At 58.3% G+C, this 21,160-nt stretch carries 15 protein-coding genes and 2 tRNA genes; 5 read left to right on the top strand and 12 right to left on the bottom strand.

Translation table 11 applies throughout. The features are described from left to right. Positions 1-529 (top strand): hypothetical protein (locus tag PLU72_14485; protein HOT29386.1); only part of this gene is annotated, 529 nt, incomplete at its 5' end. A gap of 101 nt (positions 530-630) precedes the next feature. On the opposite strand, the gene PLU72_14490 is transcribed toward PLU72_14485, so the two are convergent. The 12 genes from PLU72_14490 to PLU72_14545 all read right to left on the bottom strand — a co-directional run bounded on the left by PLU72_14490 (position 631) and on the right by PLU72_14545 (position 14,169). Further along, positions 631-1,929, bottom strand: a complete 1,299-nt coding sequence (locus PLU72_14490) for a hypothetical protein (protein ID HOT29387.1) — start codon at positions 1,927-1,929, stop codon at positions 631-633. Next, on the bottom strand, positions 1,926-3,290 hold the full coding sequence (locus PLU72_14495) for a prepilin-type N-terminal cleavage/methylation domain-containing protein (GenBank protein ID HOT29388.1): 1,365 nt from the start codon (positions 3,288-3,290) through the stop codon (positions 1,926-1,928). Before PLU72_14495 ends, PLU72_14490 begins: the two co-directional genes overlap by 4 nt. Further along, entirely contained in the window at positions 3,283-3,810 is a 528-nt protein-coding gene (locus PLU72_14500; protein HOT29389.1) for a prepilin-type N-terminal cleavage/methylation domain-containing protein, read from the bottom strand. Before PLU72_14500 ends, PLU72_14495 begins: the two co-directional genes overlap by 8 nt. A 29-nt stretch (positions 3,811-3,839) precedes the next feature. Continuing rightward, a complete protein-coding gene (locus PLU72_14505; protein HOT29390.1) occupies positions 3,840-4,508 on the bottom strand; it encodes a FecR domain-containing protein in 669 nt (222 codons plus the stop codon). Between the two features lie 593 nt (positions 4,509-5,101). Further along, positions 5,102-5,175, bottom strand: a tRNA-Arg gene (locus PLU72_14510). A 133-nt stretch (positions 5,176-5,308) separates the two neighbouring features. After that, positions 5,309-8,473 carry a type I restriction endonuclease subunit R gene (locus PLU72_14515; GenBank protein ID HOT29391.1) on the bottom strand — a complete coding sequence of 1,055 codons (3,165 nt, stop codon included), beginning with the start codon at positions 8,471-8,473 and terminating at the stop codon, positions 5,309-5,311. Positions 8,474-8,832: 359 nt separating this feature from the next. After that, positions 8,833-9,693 carry a GIY-YIG nuclease family protein gene (locus PLU72_14520; protein HOT29392.1) on the bottom strand — a complete coding sequence of 287 codons (861 nt, stop codon included), beginning with the start codon at positions 9,691-9,693 and terminating at the stop codon, positions 8,833-8,835. Then, the gene (locus PLU72_14525; protein HOT29393.1) at positions 9,690-10,949 is read right to left on the bottom strand and encodes a restriction endonuclease subunit S; all 1,260 of its coding nucleotides are present in this window, start codon (positions 10,947-10,949) and stop codon (positions 9,690-9,692) included. The genes PLU72_14520 and PLU72_14525 overlap by 4 nt, the downstream gene beginning before the upstream one ends. Beyond that, positions 10,939-11,064, bottom strand: coding sequence for a hypothetical protein (locus PLU72_14530; protein ID HOT29394.1), 126 nt, complete (start codon positions 11,062-11,064; stop codon positions 10,939-10,941). Before PLU72_14530 ends, PLU72_14525 begins: the two co-directional genes overlap by 11 nt. A 149-nt stretch (positions 11,065-11,213) precedes the next feature. Continuing rightward, positions 11,214-12,338, bottom strand: a complete 1,125-nt coding sequence (locus PLU72_14535) for a PDDEXK nuclease domain-containing protein (GenBank protein ID HOT29395.1) — start codon at positions 12,336-12,338, stop codon at positions 11,214-11,216. Beyond that, positions 12,319-13,893 (bottom strand): class I SAM-dependent DNA methyltransferase, encoded by a 1,575-nt coding sequence (locus PLU72_14540; protein HOT29396.1) that lies wholly within the window; start codon positions 13,891-13,893, stop codon positions 12,319-12,321. The genes PLU72_14535 and PLU72_14540 overlap by 20 nt, the downstream gene beginning before the upstream one ends. A 202-nt stretch (positions 13,894-14,095) precedes the next feature. Continuing rightward, positions 14,096-14,169: transfer RNA gene (locus tag PLU72_14545), tRNA-Arg, on the bottom strand. 200 nt (positions 14,170-14,369) lie between these two features. Here PLU72_14545 and PLU72_14550 point away from each other — a divergent pair. The 4 genes from PLU72_14550 (at position 14,370) to PLU72_14565 (ending at position 20,793) form a co-directional block, all read left to right on the top strand. Continuing rightward, complete coding sequence (locus PLU72_14550; protein HOT29397.1) at positions 14,370-14,930, top strand: TetR/AcrR family transcriptional regulator; 561 nt, start codon at positions 14,370-14,372, stop codon at positions 14,928-14,930. A gap of 67 nt (positions 14,931-14,997) precedes the next feature. Continuing rightward, positions 14,998-16,446, top strand: coding sequence for a TolC family protein (locus PLU72_14555; protein HOT29398.1), 1,449 nt, complete (start codon positions 14,998-15,000; stop codon positions 16,444-16,446). Between the two features lie 27 nt (positions 16,447-16,473). Beyond that, the gene (locus PLU72_14560; protein ID HOT29399.1) at positions 16,474-17,739 is read left to right on the top strand and encodes an efflux RND transporter periplasmic adaptor subunit; all 1,266 of its coding nucleotides are present in this window, start codon (positions 16,474-16,476) and stop codon (positions 17,737-17,739) included. Beyond that, entirely contained in the window at positions 17,740-20,793 is a 3,054-nt protein-coding gene (locus tag PLU72_14565) for an efflux RND transporter permease subunit (GenBank protein HOT29400.1), read from the top strand. Positions 20,794-21,160 lie beyond the last annotated feature (367 nt).

Here is a 21,160-nt window from a genome sequence, read left to right on the forward strand (position 1 = left end):
CTTCGGCGGAAGGCGAGTGACGGGTATTGCCCCCCGCCTGCAATGCTGCGAAGTGCCGTCGTTCACCGCAGGCAGCCGCGTCGACCGTTTCAACCGGAAATTTTCCGTCCCAGTAACGAAGAGCGTTTTTATACAGTCCATGCTGTCTGGTATACGCCTGCCGGGAAAGGCCACTCTTGCGCCAGGCGGATACATGGGATTGCCAATATCGCCGGAGTTCATCGTTTTGCGAGTTAACCGCTTTCATGATCATCACCTCGAAACTGAAGATGACGATCATGATGACACCCGCCAACCCTCAACAAAAGATGGGGTTAATTATCCGCTTACGTTGCACATGATCAATTATGACGCGGCGAAGAACAATCAGGAAAAACCCGTGTTACTGGCCCGGCGAGCGCTGGAATTCACCGCTTCGCGACCTCCCGGAACCGAGGATTACGTGCAATATCTGGCACGCGTTCTCGACGATCAGGACGCCGAGTTCAGCCTGACGGAAGGGATTCTGGTGCGCAACGTCATCCGCTGATGTCCAGCCGTTCCCGGTGAACGAGCTGCGCGTGGGTGGCCGATGTGCTTCCCCGTCGCAACGACCGAACGTTCGCTTCTGCTTGTTTCGGCGGCTGTGCGTTATTTCGAGATGCGGATGTTGTCGATATACGACTGGTAGGGGCTCCCGTGACCGCCGACCTCGATATGATCCAGCGTCACGGTGATCGGCTGGCCGGTCCAGGGATTGGTCGCAGAAAATGATTTCGGCTTGATGGAAAGCCGGTCGCCGACTTTTACCCCATCGACATAGATGTCGCCGGTCAGATCATCGAAATTCAGATCGACCTTGATGTGAGCGAACTGGTCGAACTTCCACAACCCGATCTGGCTGGAACCTCCTCGAGCACCCTGGTCACTGCAGAAATTGAGATGCAGATCGTTGTGATTGAAACTGAGGCGGTTGTAGCCCATACTGCGATCGGTGCCGAGCTTGAAACAGGGACCGATATAGGTGTCACCGCTGCCGCTCCCCGAATCGGGGCGGGTGATCTTGATGTCGAACTCATAGACGAGCCGGTTGCTGATGCTGATCGGAAGATCCTGGTACTTGTTCCGGGAAATTTTGTAACACCCGGGAGGAGAGGATGAGGTGGTGCGGACGATCTCGCCTGCGTCGGTTTCCCGGGGTGTGAACCCGGGAATGGCGGCATTCCCGGCGGGGGGGGCGTCGAAGGTTTCCTCGTAGATCGTGGTCAGAGGGGGCGGCGGTGGAGGGGTGAGCGTTTCGGGCCCCTGTGGCAAAGTCGTCCCCAGAGAGGGTTCATCGAGAATACCCGGATCGGTCGGCCCATCGAGCACGGCAATCATGTCCTTGGCCGAGGTCATGGGTTTGATGAGAGCGGCCTTGGCCGCCGCTGCCGGCGCATTCTTCCGGCGAGTGGCCAGGAGGTCGTCGATGAACCCTCCCATGGGAGAGGTTCCGGTGTTGAGAGTTTGCGCCGAGGTCGCGGTAAACACCAACGGAAAGATCCTTCCCGCCGCGTCAAGAATGGAGGTTTCGTACCGCAATCGCCAGAAGAATAAGCGTTTGGCGCGCTGAAACCGGATCTGGGCATAGACGTCCATTTCGGAGGGACGGCCGGGGGTATCGAGGACATACAGTTCATACTCGCCCCCGAAATCGGAAAAGCCCGTTTCATAATACGGGGCCTTGCTGAAGAAACGGTCTTTCCATCGCTTCGTCTGAATTCGAGCCTGTACTTTTGCCAGTAACGAGTCGGCGATGAACTGGGCGCGGGAAAACTCGTCCAGATGGGCAATCTGGTTCGAATACCCCTGACTCATCGAATGGACGAAGGTCACGAAAAGGGCTACCGCCAGGATGGCAAGGATGATCAAGGGAAGGAGGAACCCCCGCCTTTCGTAAGCTCGAGTCATGGCTGGCCTCCTTGGGGATGTCTGGCGATGAGCTCGGGAACCTTTTTTCCATTGGGCAGGATTTCCAGAGTCATTCTCTGGAGGATGTCCTTGAGGTTTGGAAACACCTCCACATAGCGCTCAGGGCGCTGTCGCAACAGTTCCTCCCGTTGGAAAAATTTCATGAGATGGGGATTCTTCCCGGCGACACGGTCACCTTCCCGCTTCAGAAACGAGGCGAAGGAGGTCGCTGCGCCCGGCCTCAGCTTCAACAGCAGGCGGTATGCCTCCAGGCGTTTGCCCGCAGCGATCTCCCGTTCCCGATCGGTTATGAAGCGCTCCATGCCGGCTTGGAGAAGCCATTCATAGGCATCTCCGGCTTCCTTTACCCAATCGGCGATCTGCGGTCCGAGAGTGGCGTACGTTTTCAGTCCCTGGCGGTAAGATCCCACCGGAAGCTTCCCGAGCCGGTTGGGATCCGTTTCCCGGGCCACATGGTCCCAGGAATCCCTGCACTCAGCCAGGACGTTATACAGCAGGCTCGCCCCATCCTCGGTTCTGGCGGCGATCCGCATCTGCAGGGGAATCAACCGGCCATCGGGAGTGGCGAGCAGGGTGCGTCGTTGCTTGCCGAGCTCGGTGATCTCCGCCGTGATCGTTCCGATAGCCTGGTCAAGTTGCGACATCAGCACGGCAATCCGACCCGCATGATAGGCCAATTCGCGATCGCACTCGTTGGCGGCTGCTGCCTGATCGAGCGTGAGCCCCTCATCGGCCGGGAAGAGGTTCTTGCGGATGAGCTTCAGAAGCGTGTCCTGGTCGATAAACAGACCTTCGGGGATGACCCCGGCGCTGGGACTGAACACCTGCGCCGCCAGATGATAATCGTGCAGCTTTCCCGCCTTGTCGCCCCAGTTGATCCGGATGACCGTCTCGCACAGATGGCTTTCGGGAAGCCCGGCGGACGGCGGTTCCTGGCGCTGCGCCTCGAGCTTGATCCGGAATGGCTTCAATTCACTATACAGCGCTCCATCGGCCGGAGTGACCGTGGGGCCGTCACGGGAATCGATGGTTCCCAAAGGCGGCTTCCGGTCGATTCCCCAGCGGAAATACCAGGAGCCGCCGTCGACGACCTCGCCCTGATCCGTCAGTTCAGGGTATTCGTGCAGCATCTCCAGAAAGGCTGGGTTCAGACGCACCTCTTCGCCCAGATCGGCGCGGACCTTCGTGCCCAGATGGATGGCGGCAAAGAGGTCGGAGGAGTAGCTCAAACGCTGATTGCTCGAGCCCAACAGACGGAACACGGTCAGCAAAACGAGCGACAGGATGCCGACGGAAACCACGACCTCGGTCAGGGTGAACCCGTTCTTGTACTTACTCATAGGCTGCCCCGACGTTCTTGAGGGGAACTTCGATCAGGGCGCTGAGTTCCTTCCCCCCGGAATCCACGAGGGTCAGATGCGCCTGGATCAATCCCGGGGTGATGGTCGTGAAGACCAGCCGGCGGATGCCACCGAACAATCGTCGTTTGCGGCCGGGGTTATAGCTCGAATTATAGGTATCGGTATACATGACCAGGGAATATGTTGTTCCGGAACGGCTGGATGGTTTTTCCGGCTCGGCTTCCAGATACAGAATGCTGGTATAGTTGGCGAGGTCGCGAATGACCAGGGGGCCCAGCGATGATCCGGGAACGGGCTTGAGCACCTCGGTTCCGTCAAGCAGGGTTTCGGTCAGAATATCGGCTGCCCGGCGAAGATCCATGTGCATGGAAAGGTTGCCGGCAACGGCGGTCGAAGAGGAAGAGGTGTTCCGGAAATTCATGAAGCCGATTCCGACGGCCAATGCCAGGATTCCGGAAACGATCATCACCTCCAGGAGCGTGAATGCTCTTCGCTGCACTACGTGGGGGCCTCCATCCCGTCGCGTGATTAAAAGGTCTGCAAGGCTGATCCGTCGTTATCCTGGAATTCGTTGAGGAACTCTGGCAGCTTCCCGCCCGCCGGGATGACCTGGACCTCGGAGGATTTCTCGATCACCCCGGTTTCCTGGTCCTGGAGCGGGGTGATCTTGCCGTCCTTTTCGACCTCGAGCCGACCCTCGAACATTTTGACGACCGATGTCCCATCGGACTGGACCCCGACCAGGAAACGGGTTCCGCGGATACCCAGAACGGCGCCGGGCAGGACGATCTTGAATTCACCATTCATCTTGCGAAATTCGAACATGGTCTTGCCGCGAAACATCGTGATCTTCTGGCCTCCCAGCTGAACCCTGGCCTGAGGGGCGAGGGCGAACTTGTGCCCTTCCTTGAGATCCTTGATGGAAGCCGGCTTGCCGCCCTTGTTCTCGAGAATGTCACCATCATGAAGAGGATATTCGGGGGGCAAGGGCAGTTCGGAAATCTTGCTAGAGCGCTCGAGGCTGACGATGGTCTTTTCCATCGCACTCACCTGGTAGCGCGACTCCCCTTTGCCGACCGAAGGCGCGGCAGAGGATGATTTCCCACTCTTGCCGCATCCGACGAACAGGAGATTCAGAAGAACGAGGGCCACGGCGACGAACACCGTCGTCCCAAGATTCTTTTCACGGGGTCTCATGTGATACCTCCATCATTTCCCAGACTCGCTTGATACAACGGAAAACCGGAAATCATTGTGACAGGAAAAACGATGCGCTGCATAGATGTTCTGACGACAGTTTACACGGAAAAAGCTTCGGAAAGTCTTATTCAGAATAGGAATTATTTTTCGAACAATCGGACAACCCCGCCAGGAATGGGGGGGTTACGCATGGAAGCTGTCTTGTGTTATCCGATTATTGAGTCCTGCATATCAAAAAAACCAGCTTCGTGTCTCCGTTCGTGCTGAGCTTGTCGAAGCACGAACAGTCACTTGCCGATGATTCCTCATTTCGCCCTTCGACAGGCTCAGGGCGAACGGGTGGCTTTCATTCTGCAGGAATCAATAATGTCGGCCAGTTCATCCGGTTGATGTCGGCCACGTTGTCCGGTAGAAGTCAGCCAGGTATCCGGTGTAGGCCGGACACACTGGCCGACTTCCCGGATTGGGTGGCCGACTTGCCCGGATGACGCACAAAACACCATAGAATAAATATACATATATATTCAACGCAGGTGTTCGCCGGGCCGAGGCAACGGGATGCTGAAACGGATGTTCCGGAAATAAAAAAGCGCGCCCGAAGGGATTCGAACCCCTGGCCTTCTGCTCCGGAGGCAGACGCTCTATCCAGCTGAGCTACGGGCGCAACGGAACAAAGAAGGCATCGCAGTCACTTCGAACTCATATCAAAACTCGAATACATTTTACCACAACACACAATCGCCTCCGCCTGACCGAAATGACGGCATCTTGAATAGAGGAATTGCCATTCACAGTATTCACGCGACCCAATCGGCGCACAGCAGTTCGGCCTGGGCGAGAACGGTTTTCGTGGCTTCTTCCTGAAGGTCGGGCGGGTAGCCGTGTTTCTTCAGGATACGCTTCACCATGACCTTGATTCTGGCACGGGCGCTCTCGCGAACCGTCCAGTCGATGGTGACGCTCTTGCGGACCTGGGTGACCAGCTCGGCAGCGATCACCTTCAGTTCGTCGTTGCCCATCGCCCTGACAGCGCTTTCATTCGCGGCGAGAGCGTCGTAAAAGGCGATTTCATCATCGTTCAGCCCCAGGTCAATGCCACGCTTCTTCGCCTCGCTCATCTGCTTCGCGAGTTCAATCAGTTCTTCGATGATCTCCTGCGTTGCAATGGCGCGGTTATGATACGCGTTTAACGCCTTCTGGAGCATCTCGCTGAACTGTCTACCCTGGACGATGTTCCGGGCAGAAATCCCCTTGATCTCGTCTTTCAACAGCTTGGCGAGGAGTTCCGCCGCGACGTTCCTGTGTTTCAGCCCCCGGACTTCAGCCAGGAACTGATCTGACAGAATCGAGATGTCGGGCTTCTTCAGTCCTGCGGCGGCAAAGACGTCGATGACGCCTTCATCGGTCATAATCGCTTGGGATACGAGCTGTCGAATCGCATGGTCCAGATCCTCGGGAGGCCGTTGCGAACCTGATGTCTTCGCAAGTTGCGCCTTGATAGCCTGGAAGAACGCGACGTCGTCACGAATCTCCGTGGCTTCATCCGATGCGGCGCACAGAGCAAAGGCCCGCGAGAGGTCTGTCACCACCTGGACGAACCGCTGTTTGCCGTTTTCCTGTTGTAATACGTGTTCCTGGCCAGCAGGGAGCAGGGCCATCTTCTGGGCCGGTGTTCCGATAGTCCAGGCGGTCCAGTCGAACCCGTGCATGATATCGCAGGCAATATGATACTTCTCCAGCATCACGGATATCGCCTGTGCCGTATCGATGCTGGGCGTCCCCTTCCCGCCGCTCTGGGTGTAGGTTGCAAGAGCGTGCTTCAGCTGGTCCGCAAGGCCGAGATAATCGACAATCAGCCCACCCGGCTTATCCCGGAATACCCGGTTCACGCGTGCAATCGCCTGCATCAGCCCGTGGCCGCGCATCGGTTTGTCGGCATACATGGTATGCAGGCAGGGTGCGTCGAAGCCGGTGAGCCACATGTCACGCACGATGACGATCCGGAACGGGTCTTTGCTGTCCTTGAACCGGTTTGCCATCTCCCGGCGTCGCAGCTTGTTCCGGATATGCGGCTGCCAGTCGGGGCCGTCTTCGGCGCTGCCGGTCATGATGATCTTCATGACACAGGACTGCTTTCGTTCCGCCTCGATATCGTCATCCTTCGCACTCGCCCAGTTGGGGCGCAGCTTCAGAATGGCGTTGTGGAGGTCCACGCAGATGCGGCGGCTCATGCAGACGATCATTGCCTTGCCGTCCATCGCTTCGAGGCGTCGCTCATAATGCTGAACGATATCTTCCGCAATGAGCGCGATGCGCTTCGGATCACCGACCAGTGCTTCGAGAGCGGCCCATTTCGACTTGAGCTTCTGCTTCTTCTCTTCTTCCTCGCCCTCGGTCAGCTCCTCGAACTCCTCGTCCAGCAGGGGAAGAAGCGACTGGTTCAACGACAACTTCGCGATGCGGCTCTCGTAGTAGATCGGAACCGTCGCACCGTCGGTCACCGCGCGCTGGATATCATAGATACTGATATATTCGCCAAAGATGGCGCGTGTGTTTGCGTCAGTCTGCTCTATCGGTGTGCCCGTGAACCCGATGAACGAAGCGTTGGGAAGCGCGTCCCGGAGGTTTCGTGCGAGGCCGTCGATGAGATCGTATTGACTGCGATGCGCTTCATCGGCGATGACGACGATGTTCTGCCGGTCAGACAGCAGGTTCACACGCCCACCGCGTTCTTCCGGCATAAACTTCTGGATCGTCGTGAACACGACTCCGCCGCTGGCGACTTTGAGCAGGGACCGGAGATGTTCGACGGATTCCGCCTGGACGGGCATCTGGCGCAGGAGCTCATGGCACCGCTGGAACTGCCCGAACAGCTGGTCATCAAGATCGTTCCGGTCCGTCAGGACCACAAGTGTCGGATTCTGCATCATCGGATGCCGGATGACCCTCGCCGCGTAGAACAGCATCGAGAAGCTCTTCCCCGAACCCTGCGTGTGCCAGACGACACCGGCCCGCCTGTCGCCTTTCTTCCCGTTCAGCATCGGGCCGACCCAGTAGGTGCCTGCCTCTTCCCGCATGCCTGGAGGGGGTGTCATACCGCTTGCACGGATAGTCTCGTCAACGGCGGCGTTTACAGCGTGGAACTGGTGATACCCGGCGATGATCTTGTTCAGCTTGTCGCTGTCGGTATCTTCTTCGAAGGCGATGAAGTGCTGGAGCAAATCCAGAAACCGAGCCTGCTCGAAGACACCCCGTATAAGGACTTCCAGTTCCAGTGAAATGATGGGCGACGCCGCTTCGCTGTCTATGGTCCGCCAGACCTTGAACCACTCCTGGTTCGCCGTGAGGGAGCCGATTCTCGCCTGCATCCCGTCAGAGACGATTAGAAGTTCGTTGAAGTGCATCAGCGAGCCGATCTGCGCCTTGTAGGTCTGGAGCTGCTGATACGCGGACCAGATGGTAGCGTTCTCGTCGGCGGCGTTCTTCAGTTCGATGACGACGAGAGGTAACCCGTTTATAAATACGACTATATCAGGCCGTCGCTTGTTCTGGCCTTCGACGACGGTATACTGGTTCACCGCAAGCCAGTCGTTGTTCACCGGGTTCACGAAATCGACGAGCCGGACCCGATCTCCTGCGATGCTCCCGTCGGGGCGCTTATACTCAACCTCGACACCATCTCGCAACATCGCGTGGAACCGGCGATTGTTCGCGACGAGAGACGGCGTGTCCTGTCGCAGGAGTTTCCGTATCGCCTCTTCACGCGCTTCGTCAGGGATCTTTGGATTCAGCCGCTGAACCGCATCCTGGAGCCGACGCAACAGAACGACATCGGTGAAGGCATCACGCTCCGCCTGCGCCCCGCCCGGAGCGATATCAACTCCATGAACGACCGTGTAGCCCAGCTCCAGGAACCAGGCCAGCGCCGCTTCTTCGATGATCGCTTCGTTGAATTGGCTCATACTTGTCGTTTTCCCGAGAACCGAACTATCCGGAATTTCCGGATAGTTGCCTCTCCTTGAAGTTCTCGTTCCTGCGTCCTCGACAGTTGTCTCAAGGTGCGGAGTATCCTTTCAAATGTTTGGAGCTCCTCGCCAAATGTTTGGAGCTCAACCCCAAATGTTTGGAGCTCCCCTCCAAATGTGCGGAGCATCCATCCCAACTGTGCGAAGCTCCCCTCCAATTTTCTTGTTCAAATTCGGGGAGTTTGTCACCAAATTCGGGGAGCTCAAGGGCAAATTCGGGGAGCTGGACTCCGAAATTCGGGTAGGTGGTTCGAATACGGGACCAAATTCGGAAGGGGCTCACCGTGAGCATTGATTCATGAAATGTCATTGTTTGCCTGCGACACCTGCATTTCCTTGAGGGTCTTTCCTTCTTTCGACTTCCACTCCAGGCGTCCGTTGGCTGAACGGCCCAGGACGACTCCTGCCGCCGTGGAGGGGGAGTTGAACACGTAGTCCTGGGAAAACACGTAGCCATCAGCCACCTTCTGAAGCACTCCGTTTGTAAGAAGGGCTGACCTGAGTTCCCGAAGATACTGATGACAGGATGGCGTTTCATCCGTCGCTGCACCGCTACCGGCTTTCACAGCAAAGCCCTCTGAAGTTTCCAGACCATGCGCTTCCGTGCCCTTCCCGCTCAAATGCAGAAGCTTTCCGCCTTTCGGTGATGCAGATGGCGCCGAGAAAACGTTCAATCCCAGCAGGGGGCAGCAGAGGAGAATCTCACCGAGGAACCCTTCGGCGTCGGCGGCATCAGACTCTGACAGGGACGGCAACGCAGGAGCATTCCCATTTTCGAGAAGACATCGTTTCGCACGCATGGCGAGATCGAGAAGGCGCGATTCGAGATACTGCACATGCGCCTTGTTCAGATTCTCGTCCTTACTCGTGAACGCAACACAGCCGGTCCAGAAGTCCTTCTTCGCTGCATGCTGCTCAAGACGAGGCTTGATCGGATCACCTTCCCCGACGTAGATCCGAGGCAGGCCAGAGTCTTCTGGTGGCCCCAACAGGATATACACGCCTGTTCGTGACAGTTCCCGGCGCTGTTTCGCATCGCCCATGAGAGCGCGGGGAATGACGATGCCAGCACCGCTCCAGTTCGACTTCTCGATGGTCCGGATTCCGTCTGGATCACCGCCAGGAAGGAATATCTTGATCGAATACGGTTTTCTCATGAGGCAACATCCTCGACGAGAGATACAGCATCCGCGACGCTCAGTTCCCCGCTCAACAGCTTTGGCAGCAGCGTATCGCGTAGAGCGGCAAGGGTGCGGGATTGCTCTTCATTTGCGTATATGGCTGCAAAGACGGGGGAAATCTGTGAATCAAACGTTTTGAGTATGACCTGCGAAGGAATTACCTGTTTGCTCATGTAGGCATGGTTGCGATTTAGTCCCGGAACAGCAGAGTCTGCGCTGAGATTCGCAAGATCTTGTGCAGAAAGTGCATAATACAAGAAATACAAACTTCGACAATCACTGGTAGGCACTACGTAGAAGGTGGTATCAATCGGGTAAAAATCATCATGCGCCCAAGTCACAACACCTGGATTGCCCTTACGTCCGATAACAATCCCAGGACCAGGGACAAGCCTTTCGTTGTGCCAGCCGACAGGGCCATTTGCACCATATACGGAAACATGACCGTTCTTTCGATCTTCCGCCTTCAGGGGTTTTCCGTAGGCTAATTCGAGTATCTCCCCTATGGATTTAACGCACCATCCCTTCGGAATGAGTCCGAGAGATGAGTCTTGAAACTCCCCAGGGAACAGGGCGGCGGTTTCGGCGTCCATTCCGGCGGGTTGTCTGCCGTCGAGTTTGGCGCGGACGGGGTCGAAATCGACGAACCAGCTCTGGAACAGCGCCCTCGCGATACCCTCCAGCGTCTCATTCATCCGCCGGTTCAGTTCTATTTTGTCATCTATAGTTCCGAGGATATGCGCGATGGCTTTCTGTTCGGGGAGAGGCGGGAGTGTTATTTTCATTGCACGCTGGTCTCTCAAACTGACATATTCAGCCATATCCGTCTGGCCAGCGACACCTTTGTATTGCATGAAAAATTCGCGCCCCTGCATCCAGTAAAACAACCAGCGAGGATTAATACGAGACGCATCTTCAGAGCGCCAATAACACAGCTGCGGCGAGTAAACAAATTCAGGGGTATCTTCTCGAACAAATGCAAAACGACCAACAGTCCCTTTCGATGTAAAGACAACATCACCAGGTTTACTTCGCTTCAAACCAACCTTCTCAAGGGTTTCAAAAGGAACTCTGTCTGCATCTTGGAAATGAAAACCTTCATCAATATTCCCAGCACGAGCAAAGGGGATTCCCACTTTCGAAAGTTCACTATTTTTTGCTCGGTAGCCATCATTGATGAGCAAAACACCACGTCGAATCAGTTCTTCTACTTCGAATAAATCACCCGCCATACCCAATTCCCTTCAGGTTCGCCTTGATGGTCTGTTCCAGCTTTGCGGTTTTTCCGAACTGCTGCGGGATGTCGGTAATGTGGCGGGATAACACGCTCACCGTCGAGATGCTCACTCTGAGTCGCCTTTCCTTGGCAATTCGAGAATATGCCGCCGTTCGAATTTGGCGATCTGTGCACAGAAGTGAGCCGTCCTGGCGCCGTGGCTCGATTTTCAGAGAGCGTGCCGGCGATCCTGGAGATGTCGCTTGTACAGAGTTGCCAATCATGCTCTATCCTTCCGCTCATCCATTTCTCGTTCGAGATCGTCGATGGATGGCAAGGCGCCATGAAGCTCTTTTGGAAGAGCTTTCACAATCCGGGTTTCCCAGGAGGCCACCCCAACGGGCTTTTTCAGGTCGCGAAGGGCATACTCGACGACCAGCTTGTTCTTGTCGCGACAGAGGAGAAGGCCGATCGTTGGCTTGTCTTCGGGATGCCGCATCAGATCGTCCACCACCGAGAGGTAGAGGTTGAGCTGGCCGACGAAGCCGGGGTTGAAAGCCGTCGCCTTCAGCTCCACCACCACGAAACATCGCAGTTTCAGGTGATAGAACAGCAGATCGATGTAGAAGTCCTGGTCCCCAACTTCGAGATGCACCTGCCGGCCGACAAACGCAAAGCCCGCGCCCATTTCCAGAAGGAACCGCTGGATGTGATCGACGAGAGCGTTCTCGACCTCCCGCTCCTGCCGCTGGTCAGCGGTTCCGAGAAAATCGAAGAGATACGGGTCTTTGAACACTTGCGCGGCCATATCGGACTCGGCCGGCGGGAGCGTCAGGGAAAAATTTGAGATGACCTTTCCTTGCCGCTGGTAAGCGTCATTTTCGATCTGGAGGGCCAGGATGTTCCGACTCCAACCTTGAGCGATGGCTTGTCTCACATACCATATCCGTGCCTTCTCGTCAGCAACACGCTCCAGGAGCAGGCAATTATGGAACCAGGGAATTTGTGCAGCACCCTGCTGCACAAATTGAGAATCCGGCCAGGCGGCAGCAAAAGCACGCATGTATTTGAGGTTCCGGGGTGAAAACCCCTTCATGTCGGGAAAGGCCTTCCGGAGATCGGCCGACAGCCGGTCGATGACATGCGCCCCCCACCCCTGGGCTTCCTGCCGCGCCAGGATGGCTTTTCCGATGTCCCAATACAGAAGAATCATGCCGGCGTTCGCCGCCAGGACGGTCCGCAACCGTTCCCGGCCAATCCGCTCTTTGATCTCCCGCAGCAGGGCTCCATACTCTTCCGGCATTCGGGTCAGAGCCGCGGCGCCGGGAATGATGGCCCCTTCGCGCTGCCGCCCCAGCGACAACCGCTTCGAATCCGGGTTTTCCTTACTCTTTTTCGATGCCATACCCGAGACCTTTCAGATTTGCCTTGATAACCCGTTCCAGCTTTGCGGATTCTGCAAACTGGCTCTGGAGTTCGGCGACAAGGCGGGTCATCTTCTGCTCGAAGGGTTCGCCATCGGATTCGACTTCTTCGGCACCGACATATCGGCCTGGGGTGAGCACGTGGCCGTGGCTGGCGATCTCATCCGTTGTAGCGGATTTACAGAAGCCGGCGATATCCTCGTATGTTCCGGCATCCTTCTCGCCCCTCCACGCATGGTAGGTGCCGACGATCTTCTGGATGTCAGCCTCGGTCAGTTCGCGGTGGACGCGGTCAACCAGGGTTCCGAGCTTGCGGGCGTCGATGAACAGGGTTTCGCGGGTGCGTTTGCGGAACGCGCCGTTGGTCTTGTTCTTCGTCAGAAACCACAGGCAGACGGGAATCTGCGTGCTGTAGAAGAGCTGGCCCGGCAGGGCGACCATGCAGTCGACGAGATCGGCCTCAACAATTGCGCGTCGTATATCACCTTCTCCCGACTGATTCGACGACATGCTGCCGTTCGCGAGAACGAAGCCGGCCATACCGTCGGGCGCGAGATGATGGATGAAATGCTGGACCCAGGCGAAGTTCGCGTTGCCTTTCGGGGGCGTTCCGAACTTCCAGCGCACGTCGTCGTCGGCACGGTGCCAGTCGGAATCGTTGAACGGCGGATTCGCGAGGACGTAGTTCGCACGAAGATCCTTGTGCAGATCTCGCCGGAACGTGTCGGCGTGCTCGGGGCCGAAATCGGCGTCGATGCCCCGGATCGCGAGGTTCATGATCGCGAGTCGGCGGGTCGTGGCGTTGCTCTCCTGGCCGTAGATGCTGATGTCGCCGATCCTGCCGCCGTGTTCGAGAACGAACTTCTCGGACTGGACGAACATGCCGCCAGATCCGCAGCAGGGGTCGTAGACGCGGCCCTTGTACGGCCCGAGCATTCCGACGAGAAGCCGGACAATACATGAGGGCGTATAGAACTGGCCGCCGTTCTTGCCTTCCGCGCTCGCGAACTGGGTCAGGAAGTATTCATACACCCTGCCCAGCACATCCTTCGAGCGGTTCGCGGCATCACCGAGCCCGATGGTGCCGATGAGGTCGATCAGTTCGCCCAGACGGTGCTTGTCAAGGGCGGGACGGGCGTAATCCTTCGGCAGGACGCCCTTGAGACGCGGGTTGTCACGCTCAATCGCAACCATCGCGTCATCGACGACTTTTCCGATGGCCGGCTGCTTCGCATTCGCCTGGAGATGTGCCCAGCGTGCTTCACGTGGAACCCAGAAGACGTTCTCGGCACGATACTCGTCGGGATCTTCAGGATCAGAACCTTCATACTCGCCCGAACCTGCGACGAGCTTCGCCCGCATCTCCTCGAACGAGTCGGAGATGTATTTCAAGAAGATCAGCCCCAGGACGACGTGCTTGTATTCCGCCGCGTCCATGTTGTTGCGCAGTTTGTCGGCCGCCAGCCAGAGCTTCGCCTCGAAACCCACATTCGCCGTCGATTCGGCGTTCGAACCCGTCGCTTTTCTGCGTGCCATGCCGTCTCATCCTCGATATCGTCGAGATTCGAAGCCGCGCGCTCCCGCATATCCCGCGCCCGGCTCACCATGCATTACGGTAGCCCTGCCCGGAGCCCCCTGTCAAAATACCATAAAATAGAGGAATATACATTTTCAACACAGGGGTTCGCCGGACCGACGTAACGGGATGATGAGGCAGATGTTCCGGGAAATAAAAAAGCGCGCCCGAAGGGATTCGAACCCCTGGCCTTCTGCTCCGGAGGCAGACGCTCTATCCAGCTGAGCTACGGGCGCAGCTGGTTCAGAGTATCACAGGTGGCGGCCCGGCGCAAGTGCCTTCGGGCAAATGCGCTTTCCAGGCTTCTTCTGCCCCCCCTTGACGGGTTGAGCCGAAATCGGATACTATACCGCTGGACGGTATATAAATTTAACCGTCCGGACGGTTTAACAGAATGCGCATCCGCCGGGATGCATTCATCAAGGAGGCTTACAGCATGAGTCCAAGAGTGAACTGCCGGGATCTGATCCTGGACGCCGCGGAAAAAATCGCCATCCACGAGGGCATCGTCAACCTGACGCTCGACGGCGTTGCAAAGCTCTCCGGTGTCAGCAAAGGGGGGCTGCTGTACCACTTCCCCTCCAAAGAGGCCCTGATCGAAGCCATGATGCAGCGGCTGGATATCCGCATGACGGACGAGTTCAACGCCCTGCGGCTCAAGTATCCCGATACCCCTGACCGGGATGCCCGCATCTACGTCCAGCAGGCGCTGAACAATCCGCGACCGGAGCGGCTCGTCGCATCGATCCTCGTCGTCGCCGCCTCCGCCCCAGGGAAAGTGGAGTTCCTCAAGCGGATCACGGCGAGCAGGATGTCGAAAATAGCCAACGTCAGCCCCCAGGCAAAGATCGCCTGCCTCGCGGCCGATTCCCTCTGGCTGTTCGAGTTTCTCGGCCTCTCCACGTATTCGGAAGCAGAGCGCCAGGAGCTCATTGCCGAGATCATGCGCATGGCCGGTTCAACCTCCACCAGCAAAAAGCCCGCAGGAAAAAAATAACGGCGGCTCAATCAGGAAAGGTTGTCATGAAAGGCCGGATTGCCTCGTCATCCGGAGAGTGAACACGATGTTTTGCCCTACCAGGAGCCACAGCCCTTTTCACACAATCCTCCTCACCCTTCTCCTTGCCTCCTCCCGCCTCGCAGCGGCCGAGCCGGCCCCCGTTCAACCGGCTGACGTCATGGCCCGCGCGGAAGAGGCCTCGGCGACCCGGGCTCTGCTCGCGGAACTCTTTCCCGACGTGCAGCGTCAGAACGAGTCCGATAGCGACCAGGCCGGCATGTTCGATCTGGAAGACTGTCTGCATGCGGCTCTCGAATCGAATCTCGACGTCGGTGCCTCGAAGAAATCGGTCGGCATCGCACGCAGCCAGGTTTCTCAGGCTCGCAGCGCGGCCCGGCCGCGTCTCAATGTGCAGGCCGAGCAGGTTCATGTCGACAGGCTGACGAGTTTCGGCACGCTCTCCATCGGGGATAAAGACCCCGCGTATTCCCACGCGGTTCTCCAGCAGCCCCTCTTCACCTCCGGCCGGATCGAACTGGGGATCGCGGCATCGCGGGACAATCAGAAAGCCGCCGAGTGGGGTGTCCGGGCGACGAAGGAGGATGTGATCCTCCGGACCATCAAGGGGTATCTCGCCGTCCTGTCACAAAACAACCGTCTCCGCATCGCAAGCGAAAGCCTGCAGGTGTACCTCGAGCACCTGGCCCTGACGGAAGACCTGGCCAAAGGCGGCGTCATTCTCAGCACGGATGTCGCCACGACGCGGGTCAAGATGCTGGAAGCCCGGCAGAAGGTGCTCGAAGAGGAAAACGCGCTCGAAATCCGCCGGGAATCGCTCGCCGAGCTGATCGGCATGCCAACGGACTCCCTCGCCCGGGTGAAACAGATCGATGCCTGGAGCCTCGCCGCCATCACCCCGGAAGGCCCTGCCACGATGAGCGTCGGCCTGCTTCCCGAGCTCGAAGGGCTGTCCACGACGGGAAAAATGCTCCGAAAGCGCGTGCTCGCCGAGCAGCGCGGCCGGCTTCCGTCCATCGTATTCCAGGCCAAATGGGATTCCGGCAGCAGTTTCAAGACGAATTTTCCCAACTGGAACGCTGCGGTGGCCATCGACCTTCCCGTCTTCGACGGCGGGATCTCTCGCGCAAAAGCCGAACAGGCACGCCGGGAGCTCGAAAAAACGAACCTGCTCCGGGAGCAGACCAGCCGGAAACTCGGCCTCGCGGCGCAGACCAGCTATCTGAAGGTGCAGGAGATCGCCCGGAAGATCGGCCTCGCCATCGAGGCCCTGAAAACGGCGCACGAGAACCTCGAACAGAACCGCATCAACTATCAGGCGGGAACCGTTCTCAACACGGATGTCCTCAACGCCCAGCTCCTGTATTCGGACGCCCGCGTCCGGGTGAACAACGCCGTCTACGAGTATCTGGAAAATCTCGCGGCGTATTACCGGCATACGGGGAATATTGAAGAATATCTTTCGAAGATCCTGCATCTTTCCATCGAACTCTGACAGCGACATCAGCACGGAGAACCCACCATGAAAAAATATATTGTTGCATGCATTATTCTTGTCGTTCTGCTTGCCATAAGCGTTTCCGCACGCATCAGCACGATCCGGAACACGCCTCCGGCACCGAGTATCGCCTCGTTCCAGGCCGCCCGCGGTATTCCCATCACCGTCGCAGCTCCCCGCCGGGAAGCCCTGAAGCTTCAGTACGAGCTCCTGGGCACTATCGAGCCGGTGCAGGAAGTCGAGGTCGTGGCGAAGGTCGGGGAAACGATCACCAGTTCCTCCCTTGCCCTGGGCCGATCGTGCAGGAAGGGCGAGGCGCTGGTGACGCTGTATGACGGGGAGATCGCCGCGCAGGTCCGTCTGGCCGAAGCCGTCGTGGCCCAGGCCCGCTCCGGGCTGGACAAGCTGGCCTCCGGCGCCCGCCCCCAGGAGCGCCGACAGACAGAGGCTGGCCTGGCAGCGGCGCAGGCGCAGTATGAAAGTGCCGCGAAGGAGTATGAGCGGACGGCGACGTTGCTCGAAAAAAAGGCAATCCCCGCGCAGAAGGCCGAAAAGGCCGTCGCCGCTTTCGAGGCGGCAAAAGCCGATCTCGAAGCTGCCCGGCAACGCGTCAGCATGGTCCGGGAGGGAACGCGGCGCGAGGACATCCTCACCGCCGAGGCCGTCCTGAAGCAGGCGCTCGCCAATCTGGAGCTCACGAAGATCCGGCTCCAGTACACGCGCATCGCATCGCCCATCGACGGCGTCGTCTCGCGCGTCTTCAAACAGGCCGGCGAACAGACAGACAAGGACAAGCCCGTGTTCACCGTCGTCTCGACGGACCAGCTGCAGATCGTCGTGGATGTTCCGCGCGAGATTATCCGTCGGATCACCCCCGAGTCCCCGGTCCGGGTCAGGAGCGTGAACGAAGGAACCGAAGTCACCGGCCGGATCGTGGAGATTCAGCCCGACGCCGATCCGGTCACCCGCACCTTCCCGGTGAAGATCGCCTTCGAGAATACCGGCGGCGTCTTCCGCGCCGGTTCGTTTGAACGGGCCATCTTCGATCTGGAAACCCGTCCCGACACCCTGACGCTGCCACGCGAATGCATCATCGATCAGAACGGCAACTCCGGCGTGTATGTGGCCGAGGCCGGCACCGTGAAGTTCCAGGCCGTGACAACCGGGTTGAGCGGCAAGGAGCGTATCGAGGTCCTTCAGGGCGTCAGCGCCTCGGATTCCGTGGTCCTCACCGGCCGCGATCGGGTGAAGGCCGGCGCGGCCGTGGATGTGACAGAGAAGGTGAGTTGAATGAACATGATCGAAACGCTGGTCAGGCGGCCCGTTCTGACCACGATGCTGCTCCTGTTCCTGGTCGTGATGGGGGTGTATTCCTACGGCCTGATTCCCCTGAACATGCTCCCGAGCTTCGATATCCCCCTCATCACCGTCGTCACGGTGTATCCGGGCGCATCCCCGGAAAACATCGAAACGCTGGTCTCCAAGCCGATCGAAGACGCCGTCAGCGCGATCAACGGCATCGACGAGCTCAAGTCGAACTCGTATGAAGGCGCTTCCAACGTCATCATCAAGTTCAATGAAAACGTCGACGTCGACGAAGTCGCGGCAGACGTCCGCGAGAAGGTGTCGGCGATCCGGAACGATCTCCCGGCGGATGCGAAGGAACCGGTCATCCTCAAGCTCGACATCAACGCGATGCCGATTCTCAGTATCGCCATCTCGGGGGACCGGTCGGTCGAATCGACGTACAAGATCGCCGAGGATTTCATCGAGGATGAGGTTCTCAAGACGCCGGGCGTTGCCGATGTCGAGTTCATCGGCGGGCGGAAGCGGGAGCTCCAGGTTTTCGTGAACCAGGATATTCTCCGCGCCTACCATCTCTCCCCGATGACCCTCGCAGGGATCATCGCCCAGAAAAGCCTCAACATCCCAAGTGGCCATATCACCCAGAATAGAACCGAGTATTCGATCCGCATGGACGGCGAGTTCGCTTCCATCGACGATATCCGGAACCTGCCGATCCCCGTTTCGAACGGCCGCAGCATCCCTCTCGGCCAGCTTGCGAAGGTGACGGACGATTTCGAGGAGCTGCGCGAATCGGTCAGGCTCAACGGCAAGAGCGCCGTCGCCATGATCGTCAAGAAGCGGGCCGACGCGAACTCCGTCAGCACCGCGAAAGCCGTTCTCGACGCCCTGGAAGCCCTTCGCAGAAAGCTCCCTTCCGATCTCAGTATTACGCCGATCCGCAACACGTCGACATTCATCCTGGAGTCGTCGGAGGACCTGAACGGCAATATTTTCTCCGGCATCCTCATCACCGCCCTCGTCCTCTTCCTGTTCCTGCACTCGTTCAAGGCGACCGTCGTTTCCATCATCTCGATTCCCGTCTCGATCATCGCAAGCTATTCGCTCATCTATTTTTCCGGGTTTTCGCTGAACATGATGACACAGATGGCGCTGGCGATCAGCATCGGCGTTCTCGTGAACAACGCCATCGTCGTCCTCGAGAACATCTACGTCCACCTGCAGAGGAAGGAAGCCCCGATCGATGCGGCCGTCAGGGGAACGGGAGAGATCCTGGTCGCCGTTTCCGGCTGCACGCTCACGAACGTGGTCGTGTTCACACCCATCGCCTTCATGACCGGCATGGTCGGCCAGTTCTTCTACGAGTTCGGTCTGACGGTCACGTTCGCCACGTTCGTCTCGCTCCTGGCGGCATTCACCGTGACCCCGATGGGCGCGGCCTATTTCATGTCCGGCAGGGACGCCGACCCGCAGGCCAAGAGCGGATTTGGCAAGCTCTGGGACAGGGTCTATGGGGTTCTCGAACAGGATTACGGCCGGATCCTCGCGAAAGCATTCAACCACCGCTGGACGATCGTCACGGTATCGGCACTGCTCGTCGCCTCGACCTTCCTGCTCACTCCCTACATCGGATTCGAGTTCGTGACGGAGGCGGACCAGCACGAGTTCGACATCACGCTCAAGATGCAGCCCGGCACATCGCTGAGCGAGACGGACACAGCCCTCGGGAAAATCGAGGGTATTCTTTCGGCCATCCCCGGCGTGAAGCATGTTTTCACGAAGCTCGGAAAGACCGAGTCTCTCGTCGGCGGCTCATCGACCGGGACGAACATCGGCGAAATCAGCGTCAAGCTCGAAGACACGGCAGGACCCACCAATGCCTTCATCGCGAGCATCTCGTCAGGCATCGCGAAAATCCCCGGGGTCGAGCTGAACATGCGCAAAACCAGCGTCATGGGCTCCTCGGAGTCCCCCCTGCAGATCGATATCACCGGTGACAGCCTCGCCGAGCTGCAGAAGATCGAGAAGCAGGTCCTGCTGATCGCCCGCGAGACGCCCGGCACCACCGACGTCCAGAGCAGCTGGCAATCCGGCAAGCCCGAACTGCGCGTTCTCCCGAAGCGGGACGAGCTCGTCCGGTATGGTGTGACGGAAGCGTTCCTGGCAACCACGCTCCGCAACTACTACGAAGGCAGTATCGCCACCGTCTACCGGGAAGGCGACGACGAGTATGACATCCGGCTGAAGCTCGACAGTGAAGCACGACGGGACGTGGGAAACCTCGCCAGGCTCGTTGTCGTCACCCCCGGCGGCGCGACGGTCCCCCTCACCCAGCTTGCCCGCATCGAGGAGGCATTCGGGCCGTCCCAGATCAACCGGAAGTCCCGGACCAAGCTCATCACGATCTCGGGCAACCTGATGAATCGAAGCCTCGGCGAAGTCATGAACGACATCCGGGCGAAAACCGACGCCATCGACCTTCCGCCGGGATACTCGATCGCTTTTGCCGGCACCGGCGAGCGGATGGGCGAATCGTTCCAGAGCCTTGCCGTCACGCTCGTTCTCGCTCTCGTTCTGACCTACATGCTTCTCGCAGCCCTCCTGGAATCCTTCATCCATCCGTTCACGATCCTTCTCACCTTCCCGCTCGCGTTCGGCGGTATTTTCCTCGGGCTGTTCCTGACCGGGAACACGCTGAGCATCTTCTCCCTGATGGGCGTCATCATGCTGGTCGGGATCGTCGTCAACAACGGCATCCTGCTGATCGAGGAGTACAAGCTTCGCATCGAAAGCGGCCTCGATCGGCTCCAGGCCGTTCTCCAGGGATCGCAGGCCAAGCTGCGTCCCATCATCATGACCACGATCGCCTCCGTCGCGGCCATGCTCCCCCTGGCGCTCGGAAACGGTTCCGGTGGTGAGATGCGCTCCGGCATGGCGGTCGTCCAGATCGGCGGGCTGCTCGTTTCCGGTCTGCTTTCGCTCTTCATCATCCCGATCGTCTACCACGAGGTCGAAACACGCCTGCTTCGGAACTCATGACCGCATGAGTCCTGATGGTTGTCGAAAGGAGTCACCCCCATGACACGCCATCCTTTCCCGTTTCTTCCGGTCCTTCTCCTGTTCGTGTTCGGCCTGCTTCCGGCATTTGCCCTGGCCGGGGATTATCACCTCGACGTGAAAATCTGCAACGATCGGGGCGAGGAGTTCGATTTCGTGTTCCGTCTCGACACACGCGAGGGAAACTCTTTCAAGAGTGACCCATATACTTCCATACAGCCGTATCTGATCCGTATCCGACAAATCTGCGCAGACAAGTGCGGTTACGCAGAAAGTGAGTATGGGCCTGAGTATTATCGGATGGTCTCGATCTCACGATATTCATTCACGCTGCTGGATGATCACGGAC

The sequence above is a fragment of the Candidatus Ozemobacteraceae bacterium genome, from assembly GCA_035373905.1.
Lineage (GTDB): Bacteria > Muiribacteriota > Ozemobacteria > Ozemobacterales > Ozemobacteraceae > MWAR01.